The organism is Microbacterium oxydans (genome assembly GCF_900095745.1).
GTDB classification, from domain to species: Bacteria; Actinomycetota; Actinomycetes; order Actinomycetales; family Microbacteriaceae; genus Microbacterium; species Microbacterium oxydans_B.
The window spans coordinates 227,346-247,958 of the sequence record NZ_FMIR01000017.1 but is presented as its reverse complement, the minus strand read 5'-3'; the positions used below and the strand labels follow the sequence as shown (position 1 = coordinate 247,958).

Below are 20,613 nucleotides of genomic sequence, written 5' to 3'. Positions count from 1 at the left end.
AGCACGATGGCCGCGACGACAGCGACCACCACGACGGTCGCTGTCCTGCGCGACTGGCGAGGCTGGCCGACGATGCTCGGCACTCTGTGGCGACGCTCGCTGCGCTTCCGCACCCTCTCGATCACGCTGCTCGCGACATCGCTGGCGATCTTCATCACCTGCGTCACGATGGCGCTCGTGATCCAGAACGACCTCTTCATCTCGCGCAAGACGGTCGCCCTCGAAGACGCGCGCCGCGCGGTCGACCAGGCCCAGCGCATCCTCGACGTGGCCGAGGTGGGAGACGACCCCGCGGCGCTTTCGAGTCTCTGGGCCGGCATCCAGGACACGCTCGCCCGCACCTCGAGCACCGATCAGCTCGCGGGCTACAAGATCGACACGGGTGCGGACACCGCGCGACTGAACGGATTCGAGGCCGGGCTGAACGAGAGCCTGCTGAGCCCGAACCTGCGCGCACGTGTGGTCAAGCTCGACGATCGCCAGGCATGGCAGTCGGTCGCGCTTCCGGTGGAGGACGGCCCCCCGGTTCCCGGTATCGTCGTGGGGCAACAGTTGCAGGTCCCCGAGGCCGGACCCTTCGAGATCTATTTCGCCTACGACCTCGGCGATGCCGATCAGACCCTCGTGTTCGTCCAGCGCACGCTGTGGATCGCCGGGATCGGGCTCGTGGCCATCGTCGCCGCGATCTCCTGGATCGTGTTGCGGGCAGTGGCTTCCCCGATCGTGCAGGCAGCCGAGACGAGCGCACGACTCGCTGCGGGCGAGCTCGGGGTGCGCATCGACGTGCACGGCGAGGACGAGCTCGCCGTCCTCGGTCGGTCCTTCAATGCGATGGCCGACAGCATCGAGGCGCAGATCAAGGAGCTCGGCGAGCTGTCGATGGTGCAGCAGCGGTTCGTCTCCGATGTCTCGCACGAGCTTCGCACTCCGCTCACCACGATCCGGCTCGCCGCCGACATGCTCAACGACCAGCGCGAGGAGTTCGATCCCACCACCGCGCGCACCGCCGAGCTGCTGCACACCCAGGTGCAGCGGTTCGAGACGCTGCTGTCCGACCTGCTGGAGATCAGTCGGTACGACGCGGGGTCGGTGCAGCTCGAACTGGAGGCGACGAGCCTCGCGCACCTGGCGGAGGACATCATCGATCAGATGCGACCGCTCGCGGAGGGACACGGTACGGAGCTGAGGCTGGTCGCCCCCGGCGGGTATTCGCCCGTCGACATGGACCCCCGCCGCGTGCGGCGTGTGCTGCGCAACCTGATCGGCAACGCCATCGAGCACGGCGAGGGGCGCCCGGTCGTCATCACGATCGACAGCAACCAGCATGCGGTGGCGGCGGGGGTGCGGGACTTCGGGATGGGAATGGAGCCGGACGACGCGGAACGGGTGTTCGACCGATTCTGGCGCGCTGATCCCTCCCGTCAGCGGACGATCGGAGGGACCGGACTGGGGCTGTCCATCGCGCTCGGCGACGCCACCCTGCACGGCGGTACGCTCGCCGTCTGGTCCGAACTCGGCGTCGGCACGAACTTCGTCCTCACCATCCCCCGTCACGAGGGCGTGCTGGACGGCCCGAGCCCCGTCCCGATCGAGCCGCAGGAGCCCCTCGCGGAACTCGGGGATGCGACGCAGCCGATCTCCCTGGCCGAGCCTCCCCCTGGGCTCTTCGACGAGAGCGACAGGTCATGAACCGGACGAGATGGACGAGGACGCTGCGCGGTGGCGCGGTGGCCCTCGTGGCGCTGCTGCTCACCGCCTGCGCCGGGCTTCCGACCAGCGGCGGGGTCTCGGTGGGGCTCGAACTCGGGGAGTCCACGCAGGATGTCGACTTCCTTCCCGTGGCCTCCGGACCGATCAAGGGCGCCGGTCCCGAGGAGATCGTCGAGGGTTTCCTCGAAGCGGGGATCACGACGTCCGACAACTGGGCGACGGCGCGGGAGTTCCTGGCTCCCGACCTGCAGCGCACATGGCGGCCGGCAGCGGGGGTCTCGATCGACGTCGGTACGGACACGCGCACGATCACTTCCACCGTTCCGCCGGCGGACGTCGAGAACGCGGACTCGGCCGACGTCCAGGTCCTGCTCGATCTGGTCGCCAGCGTCGACGATGCGAACACCTACTCGGAAGCACTCGGTGCCTCCACCATGCCGTTCACACTGCAGCGCATGGAGGACGGTGAATGGCGCATCACGGAAGCCCTCGACGGGATCGTGATCGACGAGCCTCGATTCGAGAACGTCTTCGAGGGCTATCCGCTCCAGTACTTCGACCTCACCTGGTCGCGTCTGGTGCCCGACATGCGGTGGTTCCCGCGGCGGCAGAGTCCGGCGACCACCGTGACCCAGGCCCTGATCGGCGATGCTCCGAGCGATTGGCTCGACCCCGCGGTGCAGAACGCCTTCCCCGCCGACGTGCAGTTGGCCCAGGATGCCGTGCTCATCACCGGGCAGGTGGCCGACGTCGCCCTCACCCGCCCTGCGGCCGCACTCGACGAGACGACGCTCTCTCGCATGCGCACGCAGTTGCAGGCCACTCTGCGGGCCGCGGGGGTCGCCGTCACCCGCGTGCAGTTCACCGTCGATGGTCGCAGCGTCGACGCGGGGGTCGTCGACGTCGTGGAGCCGTCGGCGGAGATCGGCACTCTCGTACTGCAGAACGGTGTGTTCGGTCGGATCGTGGGGGACGAGATCTCCCCGATCGCCGGAATCAGTGCCGAGATCGCCGCGATGCCGCAGCCCATCACGTCGATCGATGTGGCCCTTGACGACTCCATCGCGGCAGTCCAGCTCGGCGACGGGCGGGTGTACCGGGTCGGCGACGGAAGCCGCAACGAGTTCGATGCGCCACCGGGACTGATCGAACCGTCCCTCGACCCGTACGGGTACACCTGGACCGTTCCCGAAGGTGACCCGGCGGCCCTGCAGGCGTGGGGTAGCGATATCGCCGCGCACAAGATCGGGAATGCCTGGCCGACGGCATCGGCGGTCTCGGACCTGCGCGTCGCCGGGGATGGCAGCCGCGTGGCGGCGGTGCTCACCGTCGGCAAGCAGCGCTGGGTCGTCGTGGCCGCTGTCATCCGTGACTCGGCGGGGCTCCCCGTGGAGCTCGGAGATGCCAAGCAGTTGGTGCAGCTCGATGAGGCGGCGACGGGTCTGGTGTGGCTGGGGCCGGACCGGCTGGGTGTGCTGGTGGATCCGGTCAGCCCTCGGCTCATCACCCAGACGGTGGGCGGCCCCGGCACGTCGGAGGCCGCTCCGGGCGACGCCGTCTCGGCGGCCGGCGCACGGACTGCTGCCGGGGTTCGCATCCTGGGCGCGGGCGGCCAGCTGTTCGCACACGCGGGGTCGGCGTGGCGCGAGGTCGCGTCCGACATCTCGGTGCTCGCCACGCGCGTCGGGGAGTGACTCCTCCTGCACGCCCGGGGGGATTGATCGCTGTTGTCGACGGTAGCGGCCTCGTCGTCGGCGGGGTGCAGGGCGCGGCCCCAGAATCGTCGGATGCAGACATCTTCCCGTCTCCTCGGAGTCGGGGCGGAGCTGGCGGCGTTCCTGCTGGCGGCGACCTGCGCAGGATGCGATGAGCCGGGAACACTGCTGTGTCCGCGGTGCCGGTGCGACCTGACGCCGCGTCCGCGATCGTCGGTGACGCCGGGAGGCCTGCCGGTGCACGCCGCGCTCGAGTTCGACGGGGTCGCGGCGCGCTGCATCCGCAGCCTCAAGGGCGAGGGTGAGACGTACCTCGCTCGGCCGCTGGCTGCGGCGCTCGCGACGGTGCTCTCCCCATTCGCGACCCCGATGACCTGGATCGTGCCGGTACCCACTGCACGAGGAGCGTTCCGCCGCCGCGGCTATCGCGTGCCCGAGCTGCTGATCCGCCGCGCACATGCCCAGCCGCAACGGATGCTCTCGCTCGTGGCCGCAGCCGTCGATCAGCGCGGCTTGGGGGCGCGCGAGCGTGAGGAGAACGTTCGCGGCACGATGCACGCGCGGGGGCGGGGAGAGGGCGCCGAGGTCGTGATCGTCGACGACGTCGTGACCACAGGGGCGACGCTCGATGAGGCGGCCAGAGCGCTCGAAGCGGCTGGCTATCGCACCGTGGCAGCGGTGGTGCTCGCCGCCACGCCGCATCGGTCGGGATTCTGAGGAACCTCATCGAGAACGCACCGGCGACACAGGGTCGCAACCCCGTGACATCCGTCGACGGTCGGACTACGGTGGGGTGACACAAGGCGACCACGGTCCGCCCTTGGCCGGGAGGACCGGGACAAGGAGGCAGCAATGGAAACAAGCATCGTTGGCGTCGGGGTGGGTATCACCGATCGCTTCCGAACCGTTGTCGAAGAGAAGATCGCCAAGGTCCAGATGTTTGCGTCACGGGCGCAACGACTGGATGTCAAGGTCACCCACCGCGTGTATCGCAATGGGCGCATCCCGGACGAGACCGTCGAGCTGACACTGGTCGGCAAGGGACCGGTCGTCCGCGCGGAGGCGACGGACGGTGACAAGTTCGTGGCTCTCGATCTCGCCATCGACAAGATGTCCGAGCAGCTTCGTCGTGCGAAGGAGAAGCGTGTCGATGGCCGACAGCACCCGCGCGGCGCCCACTTCGAGAAGGGCACCGGATCGCTGGAGGGCATCGATGTCCAGCCGGCATCCGTGGACCTGCTCCACGCCGTCGCGACGGGCAGTGTTCCGGTGCAGCAGTCGGAGGACGAGTCCTACTCGCCCGTCGTCATCCGCACGAAGAGTTTCGACGCCGAGTGGATGACGGTGGAAGAGGCGGTCGATCGGATGGAACTGGTCGGGCACGACTTCTTCCTCTTCGTCGATGTCCGCACCGACCACCCGAGTGTCGTCTACCGGCGCAAGGGTTGGGACTACGGCGTGATCGCATTGAGCACGCAAGCGCCGCCCTCTGAGGCCCTCGCTTCCTGACGGAGTCGCAGACCGGCCCGGTCCCTCGAGGGACCGGGCCGTTCTGGCGTCTGACGCTGCCGCAGGTGCGGGTCGTCAGTCGAAGATGCCGTCCAGGAGGCTCCCGATCACGAGTCCGCCGAGGATGCCGGATGCGAGGTCGCCGCCGCCACCGCCGCGTCGCTGTCCGCCGCCCCAGCCCCCGCCGCCGCCCCAGTCCTGATCCCGCGGACGCGAAGAGTCGATGTCGCGCTGGGCCAGCTGGAGAGCCTCGGAGGCGAGGTGCGCGACCCGACGGGCCTGGATCAGGGCGGCCTCGCGCGTGTCCTCCGCCGGAAGGAGGTCGGAGACGTCGACGCGGAGTCGCTCTGCCTCGGCGAGACGCGTGCGGGCGTCGGCGCCGATCCAGCCGCGATGGCCCGCGATGAGGCCGCGTGCGACGCCGAGCTGACGATCGGCGTCGTCGATCGCGTGCTGCACCTGCGCGATGCTCGGGAGGGGGTTCTCGGCGCGGTGGCGCGCCTTGGCGATGGCCTCGTCGAGCGCCGAGTTGGCGTCGCGCAACTGGGAGAGCTCGGCGAACGGATCGTTGGGCTTTCCGGACGGCGTGAGGGCGGAGAGCGCGGCCTGGAGCGCCGCGACGGCCTCGGCGACGGCGGGCACTGCGGGGGCGTTGCGTGCGGCGATGAGGTCACCCCGGGAGTCCGCGACGACCTCGGCGAGGGTGGATTCCGCCCGGAGCGCCTCGATCTCGAAGTCCTCGACCGCATCGAGGAGTGCGGATGCGCGCCGGGTGGCCTCGGTGGCCGTCTCGAGGGCGATGTTCGCCTCTTCGTTCTGCTTGGCATCTCGACGGCGTTCGGAGATGTCGGCGCTGTGGGTGGCGAAGCGGATGAGCTGCTCGGCCTCGGCGGCGCTGGCGGTGATCTGGTGCATGGCCGAGTCGGCGTAGCGCGCCGAGAGGCGGGCAACGGCCTCGTTGGTCTGGGGGATGCGGGTGCTGAGCGCGGCCGCATCCGCCCGCACCTGCGCGATGATCTCGGGTGCGCGGCGAACCTTTGCGACGGATTCGGCGAGGACGGAGGTCTTCTCGTCGAGAAGATCCTGAGCCCAGTCGCACAGCTGCAGGATGCGCGCGTTCCGCGTGCGCAGCTCCTCTGGTGTGTCGGGGATCTCATCATGGTTCAGCTGGTGGAGCTGGAATGCCTCGCGCAGGTGGGTGCGCACCGCGGTGAGAGCTGTGCGCAGGTCCGCGGTCAGCGATTCGCCGAGTTCGGCCTCGGCGAAGGAGAGCTCATCCGACGTCGTGCGGATCCGCTCGTCCGCGCCGACCAGTGCCTGCTCGGCGCGACGCGCCAGATCGGCGTCCTGTGCGGCGAGTTCTTCCTGTTCGCGTTTGCGTCTGCCCCATATTCCAGCCATGGCTCGATCCTAGTTTCTCGCGCACAGGCGGTGGCTGAGCATCCGCTTCGGGCGGGCACTGTTCGCTCAGGGCACGTCAGGCGATCGCCGTACGTCGGGTGAGTTCTGCCCGCCGCGGGGGGATGAGCCAGCTGACCGCGGCGATCGCGAGAGGCAGCGCGACCGCGAGCAGGGCGAGCACTGCCCAGGGGATGTCCGGAATCAGGAGGAAGCCGCGCGACTGGATCGCGAAACCGATCGGGGGCAGCACCCCGGCCACGGCTCCCGCGAGAGTGCCGAACCCGGCGATGATGAGTCCCTGCCAGAGGCCGACTCGGCGACGGAGGCCGTTAGTGCCGCCGACCGCGGAGAGCGTGGCGTCGTCGGGGCGGCGCTCGAACCGCGCCAGACTCAGAGCCACACCGCTCGCGCCGAGGACGAGCACACCCACCGCGCTCAGGATCGGCACGATCCACAGGGAGTCCTCGGGCGGGCCGTTCTCGAAGTACGGGGAGACGAGCCAGTCGGCTGTCGCCAGCGCATCGGCGTGTTCCTGCACGCGGTCGCGCACCTCCACCGGCACGGGGGCGTCGAACGAGGCGATCACCAGGCTGGGAGTCGTCGCCATGTCCAACTCCGCCGCGGTCTCCGGGGCAATCGCGATCGCGATGGCTTGGTGGGGGAGTTCGAGCGCGATGGCGTCGACCTTCCGTTCCCAGAGCGGCTCGCCGCGTGGTGCCGCGTCTACCCATGCGGTCCAGATGTTGTCGGGCGCCTTCCCGTCGTATACATCCCGGCCGCTCCAGGCGCCGACCTCGATCGTGCCGTCGGTGACATACCGTGGGTCGGTGACGATCGCCGCACCGTCTCGATACGCAGCACGCTGGGCAGCAGTCACCGTGATGCCCAGGGCCCCGTCGAGCTCCTCCGCCGAGACCACCGCGATCGGGTTCGGTCGGTTCTGGCCGTTCGCCGTGAAGGAAGCCTCGCTTTCGGGGTCCAGGAGATGGCGTTCCGGCATCACGGCGATGACCCGTGTCTCGTCCGCGGGAATGTCGAGCGCGTTCGCGTAGCCCCACACCTCAGGCTGGCGGGCGATGACGGCCGTGCCGGACGCCCCCACGCTGTCCGCGAGCGCGATTCCCGCGTCGGCTGCGTCGGAAGCGACGGACGCATCGACGGTCGACTCGGCTCCGGTCGGCTGGATGCCGATCGCAAGGGTGCCGACCGGAGCCTGATACGCCCAGTCCCGCGCGGTCCACGCGTTCTGCATGGAGGTCTGGCTCAGGGCGAAGACCGCGACGAAGACGGTCGCGGCGATCGCGGCGAAAGCGGGAACCGTGCGTGAGGAGTTCGCTGCGGCGTCGCGGGCGGCGATGCGAGCGGCGACGCTGACCGGCGAGAGCGCTTTGGCGGTGATCCACAGCAGCCAGCGCCCGGAGAGCAGGATGCCGATCTGCACGAGGATCGGCCCGATCACGATGCCGAACGGAGGAATTGCCCGCAGCGGCGAGTCCCACGGGAGATCCGTCACCTCGATGGCGAGGATCGCGAAGGCGCTGCCGATCGTGAGCGCGACGCCGAGGATCAGGAGGATCGATCCCCAGATCGGCCGAGACGCTCGGGGCCTCTGCGGACGACGCGCGCCGCGCAGCGCACTGAGGGCGTCGGTGCGGGCGACCGTGCGTGCGGGGAGCACTGCGGATGCCGTACCGACCAGCACCGAGAAGAAAAGGATCCCCGCAAGTATCAGCCACGGCACGTGGAAACCCCAGAACTGGGTGGCCGATCCGTCGGCGAGGAGTGCCATCGTGACCGCGGCCGCCCCGACGCCGAGGGCCAGACCGAGAATGCCGGCGATAAGGCCCAGAGCCGTGCCCTGGAGCAGGATGACCCGGCGCAGGTCCGACGGCGACGCTCCGACGCTTGCGGCGACGGCGAGAGACCGCTGCTGGCGCCGTGCGGCGACCGCGAAGGCGGCACCCGCGAGCATCACCACCACGTACGCGGCGAAGAGCCCGCCGGCGACGAGCACGATGAGCACCGTCCACAGGGCGCCATCGTCCGCTCCGGACCACCCGCCCCTCGTCTGGTCCGAGATGACCGGCGGTTCCTGGATCACTGACCGCGAGTAGGCGACGACGCCGTCTCCGTTCAGCTTCTCGACCTCCGGCCAGTTGAGTGACAGGTCGGGGAGATACCAGCGGGCGTCGCCGGAGAGTCCAGCGCTCGCCGGCAGGAAGAGCGCGGAGGTCGCATCGGAGAGAACTGCGGAGCCCAGCGTCCCGACGACGGTGTAGGTGCGCTCGCCGTCGGTGACGACGACCTCGTCTCCGATCGCGATCCCGAGCCGCTCGAGTGCGGCCGGGGTCGCCATGATCTCGCTGCCGGACCGCGGGGTCGTCCCCTCGAGAAGCTCGTACCGTCCCTCGAAGCGCGCATCCCAGACTTCGCCTCCCCACGCGGGCATCCCCGTCAAGCCGTCGGGAGTCTGCACTCGCACGGTGGACTCGACGACGCGGATCGCCTCGGTGCCGGACGGCAGCACAGTGGTCGGATCCGCGATCGGCGTCCCCTCGGGGGCATTGCCGGAGTTGTCGGGATATCCCGTCCATGTGGGGTCGGTGGGGGACTGCCAGAATCCGCTTCCCGGCAGGCCACCCACCGAGATCCACGCCTGCATCCGTCCCAGTTCCGCGGTCACGCGCTCCTGTGGGCTGCCGATCATGCTCGCCCCTATGACCGCATAGGCGGTCATGGCGGCGATCGGGAGCAGGACGAGGGTGCTGATGAGCGCGCTCGACAGGAGGGTGCGGCGCAGCTGCCGGTGCGCGAGCCGGGCGGCGACGCGCCAGCGGGCACGCCTCCCCGGCCGTCGGACGGACGAGGAGGGCTGGTCGGACGTCCTCGTCTCCGGCCGCTCGACGGTCGAGGTCATCGGCCCGTCCCGCTCAGCAGCACCTCGGCGTCGTCGCGCCGGGTCTCGTCGACGATTCTCCCGTCCCTGAGGAACACGATCCGATCGGCGAATGCTGCATGGCGGGCTTCGTGCGTGACGAGGATGCCCGCCGCGCCCGCGTCCACTCGTCCCCGGAGCATCCGGAGCACGAGTTCGCCGGTGACGGAATCCAGTGCGCCGGTCGGCTCGTCGGCGAGGATGAGTCGTCGTCCGCCGACCACGGCGCGGGCGATCGCGACGCGCTGCTGCTGACCTCCGGAGAGATCGTCGGGATAGGAGTCGAGCTTGTCCGCCAGGCCGACCGACTGCAGGGCGTCCTTCCCCGCGCGGCGGGCGACCCGGGTGCGGAAGCCGTCGAGTTCCAGCGGGAGCGTCACGTTCTCGATCGCGGTGAGCGTGGGGATCAGATTGAAGTCCTGGAAGACGAATCCGAGGGAGCGTCGGCGCAGGCGCGCGAGTTCTGCCGCGCTCTGCTCGCTGAGGTAGGCGTCTTCGATCACGACCTCCCCGGTGGTGGGGCGAGCGAGTCCGCCGGCGATGGCCAGCAGCGTCGACTTGCCGGAGCCCGAGGCACCCATCACGGCGACGAGTTCACCGCGCCGTACCTCGAGGTCCACGCCGGACAGGGCGGAGACCGCCGTCGCGCCCGCCCCGAACTGTTGCGTCACCCCGACCAGGCGCAGGACCGTCTCGGCGCTCACAGTGAGGGAGCCGCATCCGCGAAGGGAGCACCAGCTTTCGCGGGCCGCCCGCGCTTGGGGCGCTCGGTCGCGAGTTCGAGCGCCATCGCCTGTCGCGGGTGCAACGCGAGACGCTGTTCCGTGTGGTCGAGCCACCGCACCTCGGCCTCCGCGGCGAAGATCATCGAATCGACGACCAGCGCCCAGGAGAGCTCCTCCGGGCCGTCCGCGTCACCGCCCGCGTACTTCGCCCGCTGCAGGGACTGCAGCTGTCGCAGCGACGCCGTGCGCTGCGACTGGATGACCGCTGAGACATCGACTCCGGGCAGCGTCGCCGCCACGGCGAGCTTGATCGCGAGCTCGTCCCGTGTCGCCTGCGTCCGCACCACGGGGGAGGAGAGCCACTGCGCGACCTCGGCGGAACCGGCATCCGTGATCTGCCAGTACACATGACCCTGCTCGTCGGCGTCACCGCGCTCGACGAGTCCGTCGCGCTCGAGACGCTCGAGCGTGTTGTAGATCTGTCCGACGTTCAGCGGCCAAGTGGAGCCGGTGCGTCGATCGAATTCGTGCCGCAGCTGGTAGCCGTAGCAGGGGCCCTGATCGAGGATCGCGAGCAGGCTCTGACGTACCGACATGGTGGGCTCCCTAGTTGTCGAGATGAATGCAATACCGAGTATATGCATACTCGGCAACTATTCGAATCTTCGCGCGGAAGCCTCGTGCAGGCGACGTGCAGGTCACAGGCCGGTAACATGGCAAAGCATGCCTGGCGTCGGGTTCACCGGCGGCCGGCGATTTACCCACTGACAGGGAGATGACATCCGTGGCCAATCCTCTTGAGAAGCTGCTGCGTGCTGGCGAGGGGCGGGTCATCCGCCGCCTGAATCAGGTCGTCAAGGCAGTGGGAGCGCTGGAAGAGGACATCTCCAAGCTCACCGACGACGAACTGCGCAACGAGACAGTCGAGCTGCGCGCGCGCTTCGAGAACGGCGAGACGCTCGACCAGCTCATGCCCGAGGCCTTCGCCGCGGTGCGGGAGGCAGCCAAGCGCACGCTCGGCATGCGCGCCTACGACGTGCAGATCATGGGTGGCGCCGCCCTCCACCTCGGCAACATCGCCGAGATGAAGACCGGTGAGGGCAAGACCCTCGTCGCGACCCTGCCCGCGTATCTGAACGCGATCGCCGGCAAGGGCGTGCACGTCATCACGGTCAACGACTTCCTCGCGAGCTACCAGGCCGAGCTGATGGGACGTGTGTTCCGTGCCCTCGGCATGACCACCGGCATCATCGTCTCCGGCCAGACCCCCGCGGTGCGTCGTGAGCAGTACGCCGCCGACATCACCTACGGCACGAACAACGAGTTCGGCTTCGACTACCTGCGCGACAACATGGCGTGGCGCAAGGAAGACCTCGTCCAGCGCGAGCACTTCTTCGCGATCGTCGACGAGGTCGACTCGATCCTCATCGACGAGGCCCGTACGCCGCTCATCATCTCGGGCCCGTCCTCGGGTGAGGCCAACCGCTGGTTCGCCGAGTTCGCGAAGATCGCCCGCACCCTCGAGGTCGGAGAGGACTACGAGGTCGACGAGAAGAAGCGCACCGTCGGCGTGCTCGAGCCCGGTATCGAGAAAGTCGAGGACTATCTCGGCATCGACAACCTCTACGAGTCCGCCAACACCCCGCTCATCTCGTTCCTCAACAACTCGATCAAGGCGCTCGCGCTGTTCAAGAAGGACACGGACTACGTCGTGATGAACGACGAGGTCATGATCGTCGACGAGCACACTGGTCGCATCTTGGTCGGACGCCGCTACAACGAGGGCATCCACCAGGCGATCGAGGCCAAGGAGGGCGTGCCGGTCAAGGCCGAGAACCAGACTCTCGCCACGGTGACGCTGCAGAACTACTTCCGTCTCTACGACAAGCTCGCCGGCATGACGGGTACGGCCGAGACCGAGGCCGCGGAGTTCATGTCGACCTACAAGCTCGGCGTCATCCCCATCCCGACGAACCGGCCGATGGTCCGCAAGGACCAGTCCGACCTCGTCTACAAGAACGAGACCGCGAAGTTCGCCCAGGTCGTGGAAGACATCGCCGAGCGTCATGCCGCCGGCCAGCCGGTGCTGGTCGGAACGGTGAGCGTCGAGAAGAGCGAGTACCTCTCGCGCCTGCTCGCGAAGAAGGGCGTCAAGCACGAGGTCCTCAACGCGAAGAACCACGCACGCGAGGCCGAGATCGTCGCCCGCGCCGGGCGCCTGGGCGCCGTCACCGTCGCCACGAACATGGCCGGACGAGGCACCGACATCATGCTCGGCGGAAACGCCGAGTTCCTTGCGGTCCAGGAGCTCAAGGGCAAGGGGCTCGACCCCGTCGAGACGCCCGAGGAGTACGAGGTCGCGTGGGATGAGACCTACGAGTCGATGAAGAGCATCGTCGCAGAGGAGGCCGAGAAGGTCATCGAGGCCGGTGGACTCTACGTGCTGGGCACTGAGCGGCACGAGTCGCGTCGCATCGACAACCAGCTCCGTGGTCGTTCCGGGCGTCAGGGCGACCCCGGTGAGAGCCGCTTCTACCTGAGCCTCACCGACGACCTGATGCGTCTGTTCCAGTCGGGCGCCGCCGAGGCGATTCTCGCCCGCACGAACTTCCCGGACGACGTGCCGATCGAGTCGGGCCTCGTGTCCCGTGCGATCCGCAGCGCCCAGTCCCAGGTCGAGTCGCGCAACGCCGAGATGCGTAAGAACGTCCTCAAGTACGACGACGTCCTGAACCGTCAGCGCGAGGCCATCTACGCCGACCGTCGACACATCCTGCAGGGCGATGACATCGCCGACCGTGTCCAGCACTTCATCGAGGACGCCATCAGCGGCGTGGTCCGCGATCACACCGGCGAGGGGCACAACGAGAGTTGGGACTTCGACGCGCTCTGGACCGAGCTGAAGACGCTCTACCCGGTGGGCGTGACGATCGACGAGGTCGTCTCGGAGGCGGCGGGGCGCAAGGGCGGTATCACGGCCGACGGACTCACCCGCGAGCTGCTCTCCGACGCGAAGATCGCCTACGAGACGCGCGAGGAAGCGCTCGGCGAGGCGGCGACGCGCGAGCTGGAGCGTCGCGTCGTCCTCCAGGTGCTCGACCGCCGCTGGCGCGACCACCTCTACGAGATGGACTACCTCAAGGACGGCATCGGCCTGCGCGCGATGGCTCAGCGCGATCCGCTCATCGAATACCAGCGCGAGGGCTACGCGATGTTCCAGTCGATGATGGGGCAGATCAAGGAGGAATCCGTCGGGTACCTCTACAACCTCGAAGTCGAGGTGCGTCGTGCCGGCGACTCCCAGACGGCCGAGGTCGAGGCCAAGGGACTCGCCTCCGACGGGGGAGAGCAGCGTCTCGAGTACTCCGCCGCGAACGACGCGGGCGAGGTCGAGGTCCGCAACGATCGCGGTCAGGTCCAGCAGGCGGCAACCGATCGTGTCCGTCAGGCGGCGGCTCGCGCGCAGGCCCCGCAGACCGAGCCGGAAGAGGCACCGCGAGGCGCCTTCGGGCAGCGCACCGATGCCGAGGCTCCGGCCGCCGGCAACCGCGAGCAGCGCCGCGCCCAGGGCAAGAAGAAGAAGTAGCTCCCGCGCAGAGGAGGGCCAGTCCACGTGGATTGGCCCTCCTTTCGTCGCTGTAGGCTTGGCCGATGACTCCAACGCGCCACTTCGACCAGTCGTCGAAGCTCAAGAACGTCCTGTACGAGATCCGCGGAAACGCCCTCGTCGAGGCGGCGCGCCTGGAGGCCGAGGGGCACAAGATCCTCAAGCTGAACACCGGGAATCCGGCGATCTTCGGCTTCGATGCTCCCCATCAGATCGTGCATGACATGCTCGCGGCGCTCCCTTCCGCGCACGGCTACAGCGACAGCAAGGGCATCATCTCTGCCCGCCGCGCGGTCGTGAGTCGCTACGAGCAGATCGAGGGCTTTCCTCGCTTCGACCCGGACGACGTGTATCTCGGCAACGGCGTCTCCGAGCTCATCACCATGACGATGCAGGCATTGCTCGACGAGGGCGACGAGGTGCTCATCCCGGCCCCGGACTATCCGCTGTGGACAGCGATGACCAGCCTCGCCGGTGGCACCCCCGTCCACTACCTCTGCGATGAGGATGACGAGTGGCAGCCCGACCTCGAGGACATCCGCTCGAAGATCACACCGCGCACCAAGGCGCTCGTGATCATCAACCCGAACAACCCCACCGGCGTCGTGTACTCGCGTCAGATCCTCGAGGGGCTCGTGCAGATCGCTCGGGAACATGAGCTGCTGCTGCTGTCGGACGAGATCTACGATCGCATCCTGTTCGACGGTGCCGTGCACATCCCGACCGCGACGCTGGCTCCCGATCTGCTGTGCCTGACCTTCAACGGGCTGTCCAAGACCTACCGGGTCGCGGGATACCGCTCGGGCTGGATGGTCATCACCGGGCCGCAGGGCCACGCCAAGGGATTCATCGAGGGCATCACGCTGCTGGCGTCGACGCGACTGTGTCCGAACGTGCCCGCCCAGCACGCGGTGCAGGCCGCACTGTCGGGTGTGCAGTCCATCGACGCGCTGATCGCGCCGACCGGTCGCCTGCACGAGCAGCGGGATATCGCGTGGGAAGGGCTCGAGTCGATCCCGGGGGTCTCGTGCGTCAAGCCGCAGGGCGCGCTGTACGCCTTCCCGCGGCTCGACCCGAATGTGCACGAGATCAGAGACGATGCCCGCCTGGTCTACGACCTGCTCGTCTCGGAGCACATCCTCCTGGTGCAGGGGACCGGTTTCAACTGGGCGACCCCGGATCACCTCCGGCTCGTCACGCTCCCCGAGCCCCGAGTATTGAGCGAAGCCGTCGAGCGACTGGGGAACTTCCTCGCGAGCTACCGCCAGTAGCGGGCTCTGCGTCGACAGGAGACAGCGTCGCCGCGAGCCCTCGGATGCCCGCGACGAGCGTCGAGCGCGGTGTGACGTCCGTCATCGGACGGGCATGCAGCAACGACGCGTCGGCGGCGCGCTGGTCGAACGGCAGGAACGTGACGTCGGTGATGCCCGCGAACCGCTCGAGGGTGCGCCGCACCTGCCCGCGGGCATCGATCCCGAGCGGTCCCGGCCGGACCTGGTTGACGACGACCGACACCGGTGTCGGCGCGGTGAGCCGGCGCACTTCCGCGTGATCCCGGAGGAAGCGGCTGATCCCCAGCGGATCGGCTGCGGCTACGGCGACGATCAGGTCGGCTTCGCTCAGCGTCGCCGACGTCGCGGCATGGCGTCGAGGCCCGGCGATGTCGTAGGTCACCTCGTCGTCTGCATCGAAGGCGCTCGCCACGTCGACGACCGTCTCCTCCCTCCATTCACGACAGGCGCCCAAAGCCATTCGGAGACGGGCTGCCCCCAGCTCCGGCCATCGGCTCGGGCGGTTGATACCCGCGAGCACCTCGACGGCCTCGCCGCCGCCGCAGGACACCATCGTGGCGAGCCGGGTCAGCTCCGTGGCGTCGAGGGCGCCGCGCTCGGCCCGACGGCAGGCCGCAGCGATCCCGGGTGCGTCGTCGCTGAGCCCGAGCAGCAGCGCGAGCGACGGAGCGACCGTATCGGCGTCGACCAGGGCGGTGCTGCGCCCGGACCGTGCGAGTTCCACTGCGAGCTCGATGGCGATCGTGGAGCGGCCCGGTGCGCCATGCGGCCCCCACACGGCGATGACTCGGTGCGGATGGAGTGACCGGGGTGCGGGCACGTGGTCGGCATCGGCGCGCAACGCCGCCGCGATCTCCCAGCCGGCCGCCTCGGGCGGCAAGGCTGCGGACAAGCCCAGGCGTCCGAGCAGACGGCTGTCGGCTCCTCCGAGCGGGAGGATGCGGACTCCTGCTCGATCGCACGTGGAGACCAGCGCGGCCGTGAGAACTGTACGTGCGGCCGTCACGATGATCGCCTCGGCACCACGAGGAAGGTCGAACTCGGCGGTGGGGAGAGGCAGGATGGCGAGGACCGTGACTCCCTCCAACTCCAGTTCCGCAGCCAGTTCGCTCGCACGCGGCTCCGGGATGGCCACGACGACAGCCGTCACGAGCCGGCCCCGACCGGCAGCACGGAGAGGGAGGCGCCTTCGGTGATCGCGGCGAGCACGTCGGCCGTGTCGCCTCTGTCGATCACGAGTTCGAGCCGGGCCGCCGCGGTGTCGGCCAGCATGCCGTTCGACTCGATCACGTCGCGGACGACCACGTCCGTGACGAGGATTCGTGGAGTGTCGTACGTGCGACCGTCGTCGAGAGGCGGGGCGAACCAGACGTCGACCACCGAACCGGCCTGTACCTCTCCGGGGATCCCGGTGCTGCTCTCGACGACGACCGTGGTGCTGCGGCCGTGGTCGGCATCCGCCAGCGCAGCAGACGGCACGATCTCGCCCTTGGTGAGTGTGCGCGCCGCGATCTGGCCGGGTTGCAGGTCTTCGGGGCCGAGGTAGTCGTCGGCAGACAGGCCCAGTCCCACCTCGATGACCTGGAAGTCGTCTGAGGTCAGCTTCTCACCCTCCACGATGGTGCGGTCGGCTCGGAGTACCGGCCGTGCCTGGTCGGATCCGGTGACGATGAGCCACACTGCGGTGATGGAGAGCGCCACCAGGGCGATCCCGATGAGGAATCGGGTGTCGCCCCAGAACGCACGCCGAGGGCGAGAAAGGGAAGCCATGGCGATATCGTCACAGAAATCCCGCACGTGCACCGTCGGTTATCCACAGGACGGCAGAGCGCCCGATCCTCCCGACCCCGTCATGGAGAATAAGGGGATGGCACCCCCGACCCGGCCCGCGTCGCGATTCCTCGCCCCCGCGCAGGTGGCCGAACTCCTGAGCATCGGTGTGGACGAGGTGGTCGAACTCCTCCATGAAGGAAGACTCCGTGGTGCGCAGCTCGGATCGCCGCCGCGCTGGCGGGTGGAGGAGTCGAGTCTCGAGGACTACCTGGCGGAGGAATCGGAGATCGCCCGCCGCATGGCGTTGTGGAGGCAGTCGCAGGTCGCGAGCTTTCCTGAGGTCTGGGGCACATCCTCGGCTCACCGCAGCTGATCTCCCGGGGTACGCACGGCGACGAGCGCGTCGAACGGGATGATGCGGAAGCCGTGCACAGCGCCGGCGAGACGCGCCTGGCCCGGATCGTGCAGCGCCAGATCGAGGTGATCCGCCGCGGCGCGGTCGATCGTGCCGTGGGCGTCGTCGCCGACCTGCACGCTGATGTGCACGGGTATCCGCCGTCGGGCGAGATCCCGCAGCACGAATCCGAGCGTCATCCGCTCGCGAAGCGGGTGTACGTCCGTCGTAGAGTCATCGAGGCTCGCCAGGATCATGCCGTGGTCCGTCGTGAGGCCGGCGACGGCGTGCAGGGGGAGGATCAGCGCCGATGCTGCCGTGCCCGTCGCATGGCGGGCGCCGCCGACATCGCGTGAGACCACGGCGAGCCAGTCTGCTCCGAGAGCCTGGAGTGTGACCGGCAGCCGTCGTCCGTTCACGAGGTCGATCGTCGCGTCGGTGCTGGCGCTGCACAACGTCCGGAGGCGGGCGCGCAGGTCCAGCTTCGCGATGCGTAGTCGCTCGGACTCGGCGTCGAGCACGGCTCGCTCCGCCTCCCAATCCGACGCCAGCTGGCCTTCGAGGTCTTCGAACAGACGGTCCCAGTGCACCCGACAGAGCGTAGGCGACGAGGAGATCTCACGTACGAGTTATCCACATAGTTGCTCGATGCGCCCCCGGCGGGGGACGACGCGGTGCTGTACTGGCGGACTTCCAGACCTCCCCGACCGAGAGTCCGACATGATGCCTCACGAGTACTTCGCCGCCCACCCCACGCCGACCAGCGAGCTTCCCGACCCCGCACCGCTCCTGCGGAGCCTCACCACCGGCGTCCTCGAGGCTCTCGCCGGAGTCAGGGAGGTCGATCAGCTCGCCCGCTGGCTCAGCGAGGATGCGTATCGGAGTCTGGTCACCAGAGTCAATCTCTCGGCGAGAGCGCGCAGCGCGCGGGGTGTCGCTCCGGCGCGACCGGCATTCGCGATCAGGTCGCTGCGCGTGGCCGAGCCTACTGACGGCGTGATCGAGGCCGTCGTCGTGGTGGCGGGGCCGGGGCGCACGCGCGCGGTCGCCGTCCGGCTGGACGGCATCGATCGGCGTTGGCGCGCGACGTCCTTGGCCATCCTCTGACGGATCTGACCGTAGGCTGGTGGGGTGTCAACCCTCAGTGATCTCGCCCATGCCCAGGGTCTCCTGACCGACAGCGATGTCGAGTGGCTGCACCGACTCGCCGGTGACGGGCAGCTCCTCGCCGACCTCGCGTCGGCGGACATCGTCATCTGGATTCAGACGGAGGACGGTACCTTCATCGCGGTCGCTCACGCGCGGCCGAGCGGGGCGGCGACGCTGTTCTACCGCGACATCGTCGGAGAGCGGGTACGACCGCAGTGGCGTACGCAGGTCCAGGGCGCCTTCGAGTCTGCGGAGATCGTGGACTCGTCGTCGCCGGACTGGTTCGAGGAGACTCCGACCAGGGTGCGCGCCGTGCCGATCGTGAGCGAACGACGCGCAGCAGATGCCCCGCCCACCGTGATCGGCGTGGTGACCAGGCACACCAACCTTGGCGAGCTGCGCACGCCCTCTCGCCAGCAGATCACTTTCGACGAATGCGCGAACGATCTGTTCCGGATGATCGCGGACGGCAGCTTCCCCGACCTCGCCGCGCCGACCTCACCGCGTCGAGGCGCACCGCGTGCGTCGGACGGACTCATCCGGATCGACGTCGACGGGATCAGCACGTTCGCCAGCCCGAACGCACTCTCCGCCTTCAACCGCATGGGATTCGATGACGAGCTCGAGGGGGAGTCCCTCGCCGAGGTCACCACGCGGCTCGTCCCGCCCTCGCGGCAGGTCGACGAATCACTTCCCGTGGTGGTGACCGGGCGTGCTCCCTGGCGGACCGACATCGAGGCGCGCGGCGTCACGGTGTCGTTGCGCGCGATCCCGTTGAAGGACCACGGAACGCGCATCGGCGCGATCGTGCTCTGCCGCGACGTGTCGGAGCTGCGCCATCAGGAACAGGAGCTCATCACCAAGGATGCGACGATCCGCGAGATCCACCACCGGGTGAAGAACAACCTCCAGACCGTGGCGTCTCTCCTGCGGATCCAGGCGCGCCGCACCCACTCCGATGAAGCCCGAGATGCACTCACGCAGGCCATGCGTCGCGTCGATGCGATCGCGGTCGTGCACGACACCCTGGCTCAGGGGCTCACGCAGAAGGTCGATTTCGACGAGGTCTTCCACCGGGTGCTCAAGCTCGTGGCTGAGGTCGCCTCGGCGCCGAACACACGCGCGCGCACGCAGTCGACCGGGCGGTTCGGTGTGCTCCCGAGCGAGTATGCGACGCCCCTCGCCCTCGCGCTCACCGAGGTGGTCACGAACGCCGTCGAGCACGGCCTCGCCGGTCAGGAGGGCATCGTCACCATCGATGCCGCGCGGACCGAGGAGAATCTCCGCGTCACGGTGCGTGACACCGGCCTCGGTCTCCCCGAGGGGCGGATCGGTCAGGGGCTCGGCACGCAGATCATCCGCACCCTCATCCAGGGGGAGCTGGGCGGCACCATCGAGTGGCACGGAAGCGATGGAGAGGGCACAGAGGTGATCATCGACATCCCTCTGCGCTGGCTCGACCGCTGACCTGACGCACGCAGGGCAGACGAAAGCGGCCTGAGACCTCGTCTCAGGCCGCTTCGTGCAGATTCAGGAGGCGCGGCGTGCGCGTGCGGCGCGACGCTTCAGAGCGCGGCGCTCGTCTTCGGAGAGACCGCCCCACACGCCGGAGTCCTGGCTGGTCTCCAGGGCGTACTGCAGACAGATCTCCGTGACTGTGCAGGTGGCGCAGACGGTCTTCGCCTTCTCGATCTGATCGACGGCCGGGCCGGTGTTCCCCACGGGGAAGAATAGCTCGGGGTCGACAGTCAGGCAGGCGGCCTTATCGCGCCAGTCCATGGGGGCTCCTCGGTGTGGATTTCAAGAGATGTCGCGATGCGACCTCTCGGATTCGGGTAGCAGTTCGGGTTCGGCTACCCTGGTGATGTGCGGACGGAATGCCCGCGATTTGTGATGCGAGCGAGATTGCTCGCCCCACGCCGCTGTGGGAGCACATGACTTTCTCTATTCTGTTACATGAAAACCGCGAAATCAAGGGTTTTCTCCTCTTTCGATGCTTGGGAGATGCTGTGCGCGCACCTGGAATCGCTCTCGCGGCAGCGGCGGTGCTTGCCGCGGAAGCCGCGGCGCTTCTCGTCTTCGCGGTCATCGAACTGGTCGGGCTCGGCGCCGGCGACGCGGCGTCGTTGCCGACCGCGCTGGCACTGATCGCGCTCACCCTCATCGGCGCCGCCGCTCTCGTGGCGTTCGCGATCGGTGTTCGAAGCGGCAAGTCGTGGGCACGGTCAGGGGGAGTGGTGTTCCAGGTGCTCGCGGTAGCCCTCGCGCTGGCATCCCTCACGCTGCAGCCGGTGTCGTGGGCATTCACCCTCGGGGTCGGGCTTCCCGGCCTGGTGGGCTTCGTGCTGCTGATCTCGAGCGCCCGACGCGAGGCCGAGCAGCGCCCGGCGGAGTGAGTTCCCG

18 protein-coding genes are annotated in these 20,613 nt (G+C 68.7%); 10 read left to right on the top strand and 8 right to left on the bottom strand.

All coding sequences use genetic code 11. From position 1 onward, the window contains the following. Positions 1-6: 6 nt before the first annotated feature. From mtrB to hpf, 4 genes are all read left to right on the top strand, one after another. Positions 7-1,689, top strand: coding sequence for an MtrAB system histidine kinase MtrB (gene mtrB / locus BQ2383_RS11535; RefSeq protein WP_091033930.1), 1,683 nt, complete (start codon positions 7-9; stop codon positions 1,687-1,689). Next, positions 1,686-3,404 carry a GerMN domain-containing protein gene (locus BQ2383_RS11530; protein WP_244175996.1) on the top strand — a complete coding sequence of 573 codons (1,719 nt, stop codon included), beginning with the start codon at positions 1,686-1,688 and terminating at the stop codon, positions 3,402-3,404. Before mtrB ends, BQ2383_RS11530 begins: the two co-directional genes overlap by 4 nt. A gap of 93 nt (positions 3,405-3,497) precedes the next feature. Then, the gene (locus BQ2383_RS11525) at positions 3,498-4,142 is read left to right on the top strand and encodes a ComF family protein (RefSeq protein WP_091033928.1); all 645 of its coding nucleotides are present in this window, start codon (positions 3,498-3,500) and stop codon (positions 4,140-4,142) included. A gap of 135 nt (positions 4,143-4,277) precedes the next feature. Next, positions 4,278-4,934, top strand: coding sequence for a ribosome hibernation-promoting factor, HPF/YfiA family (gene hpf, locus BQ2383_RS11520; RefSeq protein WP_091033926.1), 657 nt, complete (start codon positions 4,278-4,280; stop codon positions 4,932-4,934). Positions 4,935-5,009: 75 nt separating this feature from the next. Here the strand turns inward: hpf and BQ2383_RS11515 are convergent, their stop codons facing one another. From BQ2383_RS11515 to BQ2383_RS11500, 4 genes are all read right to left on the bottom strand, one after another. Continuing rightward, the gene (locus BQ2383_RS11515) at positions 5,010-6,335 is read right to left on the bottom strand and encodes a hypothetical protein (RefSeq protein ID WP_091033923.1); all 1,326 of its coding nucleotides are present in this window, start codon (positions 6,333-6,335) and stop codon (positions 5,010-5,012) included. 76 nt (positions 6,336-6,411) lie between these two features. Then, on the bottom strand, positions 6,412-9,252 hold the full coding sequence (locus BQ2383_RS11510) for an ABC transporter permease (protein WP_091033921.1): 2,841 nt from the start codon (positions 9,250-9,252) through the stop codon (positions 6,412-6,414). Further along, positions 9,249-9,974, bottom strand: coding sequence for an ABC transporter ATP-binding protein (locus BQ2383_RS11505; RefSeq protein ID WP_091033918.1), 726 nt, complete (start codon positions 9,972-9,974; stop codon positions 9,249-9,251). The genes BQ2383_RS11510 and BQ2383_RS11505 overlap by 4 nt, the downstream gene beginning before the upstream one ends. Next, positions 9,971-10,591 carry a PadR family transcriptional regulator gene (locus BQ2383_RS11500; RefSeq protein WP_091033916.1) on the bottom strand — a complete coding sequence of 207 codons (621 nt, stop codon included), beginning with the start codon at positions 10,589-10,591 and terminating at the stop codon, positions 9,971-9,973. The genes BQ2383_RS11505 and BQ2383_RS11500 overlap by 4 nt, the downstream gene beginning before the upstream one ends. A gap of 188 nt (positions 10,592-10,779) precedes the next feature. Here BQ2383_RS11500 and secA point away from each other — a divergent pair, with 188 nt between their 5' ends. Both secA and BQ2383_RS11490 read left to right on the top strand, forming a co-directional pair. Continuing rightward, complete coding sequence (gene secA, locus BQ2383_RS11495) at positions 10,780-13,581, top strand: preprotein translocase subunit SecA (RefSeq protein WP_091034522.1); 2,802 nt, start codon at positions 10,780-10,782, stop codon at positions 13,579-13,581. A gap of 65 nt (positions 13,582-13,646) precedes the next feature. Next, positions 13,647-14,873, top strand: a complete 1,227-nt coding sequence (locus tag BQ2383_RS11490; RefSeq protein ID WP_091033913.1) for a pyridoxal phosphate-dependent aminotransferase — start codon at positions 13,647-13,649, stop codon at positions 14,871-14,873. On the opposite strand, the gene BQ2383_RS11485 is transcribed toward BQ2383_RS11490, so the two are convergent. After that, positions 14,797-16,044: an AAA family ATPase gene (locus BQ2383_RS11485; RefSeq protein ID WP_091033912.1), complete on the bottom strand. Its 1,248-nt coding sequence runs from the start codon at positions 16,042-16,044 to the stop codon at positions 14,797-14,799. The two genes, BQ2383_RS11490 and BQ2383_RS11485, sit on opposite strands and share 77 nt — an antisense overlap. Then, a complete protein-coding gene (locus BQ2383_RS11480) occupies positions 16,041-16,664 on the bottom strand; it encodes an SAF domain-containing protein (protein ID WP_091033909.1) in 624 nt (207 codons plus the stop codon). The genes BQ2383_RS11485 and BQ2383_RS11480 overlap by 4 nt, the downstream gene beginning before the upstream one ends. 97 nt (positions 16,665-16,761) lie before the next feature. Between BQ2383_RS11480 and BQ2383_RS11475 the strand changes: the two genes are divergently transcribed. Beyond that, positions 16,762-17,040, top strand: coding sequence for a helix-turn-helix domain-containing protein (locus tag BQ2383_RS11475; RefSeq protein ID WP_091033907.1), 279 nt, complete (start codon positions 16,762-16,764; stop codon positions 17,038-17,040). Here BQ2383_RS11475 and BQ2383_RS11470 read toward each other — a convergent pair. After that, positions 17,028-17,651 carry a hypothetical protein gene (locus BQ2383_RS11470; RefSeq protein WP_091033904.1) on the bottom strand — a complete coding sequence of 208 codons (624 nt, stop codon included), beginning with the start codon at positions 17,649-17,651 and terminating at the stop codon, positions 17,028-17,030. The genes BQ2383_RS11475 and BQ2383_RS11470 overlap by 13 nt on opposite strands. A gap of 130 nt (positions 17,652-17,781) precedes the next feature. Between BQ2383_RS11470 and BQ2383_RS11465 the strand changes: the two genes are divergently transcribed. Beyond that, positions 17,782-18,168 carry an Rv3235 family protein gene (locus BQ2383_RS11465; RefSeq protein ID WP_091033902.1) on the top strand — a complete coding sequence of 129 codons (387 nt, stop codon included), beginning with the start codon at positions 17,782-17,784 and terminating at the stop codon, positions 18,166-18,168. 24 nt (positions 18,169-18,192) lie between these two features. Next, a complete protein-coding gene (locus BQ2383_RS11460) occupies positions 18,193-19,677 on the top strand; it encodes a sensor histidine kinase (protein WP_091033899.1) in 1,485 nt (494 codons plus the stop codon). Between the two features lie 63 nt (positions 19,678-19,740). On the opposite strand, the gene BQ2383_RS11455 is transcribed toward BQ2383_RS11460, so the two are convergent. Continuing rightward, positions 19,741-19,989, bottom strand: coding sequence for a WhiB family transcriptional regulator (locus tag BQ2383_RS11455; protein WP_017203224.1), 249 nt, complete (start codon positions 19,987-19,989; stop codon positions 19,741-19,743). A gap of 230 nt (positions 19,990-20,219) precedes the next feature. Here BQ2383_RS11455 and BQ2383_RS11450 point away from each other — a divergent pair, with 230 nt between their 5' ends. After that, positions 20,220-20,606: a hypothetical protein gene (locus BQ2383_RS11450; protein WP_244175995.1), complete on the top strand. Its 387-nt coding sequence runs from the start codon at positions 20,220-20,222 to the stop codon at positions 20,604-20,606. Positions 20,607-20,613: the final 7 nt, after the last annotated feature.

Excerpts from the sequence above, each read along its gene's own strand:
- mtrB (WP_091033930.1), top strand. The coding sequence starts at position 7 with ATGGCCGCGACGACAGCGACCACCACGACGGTCGCTGTCCTGCGCGAC.
- BQ2383_RS11530 (WP_244175996.1), top strand. The coding sequence starts at position 1,686 with ATGAACCGGACGAGATGGACGAGGACGCTGCGCGGTGGCGCGGTGGCC.
- BQ2383_RS11525 (WP_091033928.1), top strand. The coding sequence starts at position 3,498 with ATGCAGACATCTTCCCGTCTCCTCGGAGTCGGGGCGGAGCTGGCGGCG.
- hpf (WP_091033926.1), top strand. The coding sequence starts at position 4,278 with ATGGAAACAAGCATCGTTGGCGTCGGGGTGGGTATCACCGATCGCTTC.
- BQ2383_RS11515 (WP_091033923.1), bottom strand. The coding sequence starts at position 6,335 with ATGGCTGGAATATGGGGCAGACGCAAACGCGAACAGGAAGAACTCGCC.
- BQ2383_RS11510 (WP_091033921.1), bottom strand. The coding sequence starts at position 9,252 with ATGACCTCGACCGTCGAGCGGCCGGAGACGAGGACGTCCGACCAGCCC.
- BQ2383_RS11500 (WP_091033916.1), bottom strand. The coding sequence starts at position 10,591 with ATGTCGGTACGTCAGAGCCTGCTCGCGATCCTCGATCAGGGCCCCTGC.
- BQ2383_RS11490 (WP_091033913.1), top strand. The coding sequence starts at position 13,647 with ATGACTCCAACGCGCCACTTCGACCAGTCGTCGAAGCTCAAGAACGTC.
- BQ2383_RS11480 (WP_091033909.1), bottom strand. The coding sequence starts at position 16,664 with ATGGCTTCCCTTTCTCGCCCTCGGCGTGCGTTCTGGGGCGACACCCGA.
- BQ2383_RS11475 (WP_091033907.1), top strand. The coding sequence starts at position 16,762 with ATGGCACCCCCGACCCGGCCCGCGTCGCGATTCCTCGCCCCCGCGCAG.
- BQ2383_RS11465 (WP_091033902.1), top strand. The coding sequence starts at position 17,782 with ATGATGCCTCACGAGTACTTCGCCGCCCACCCCACGCCGACCAGCGAG.
- BQ2383_RS11455 (WP_017203224.1), bottom strand. The coding sequence starts at position 19,989 with ATGGACTGGCGCGATAAGGCCGCCTGCCTGACTGTCGACCCCGAGCTA.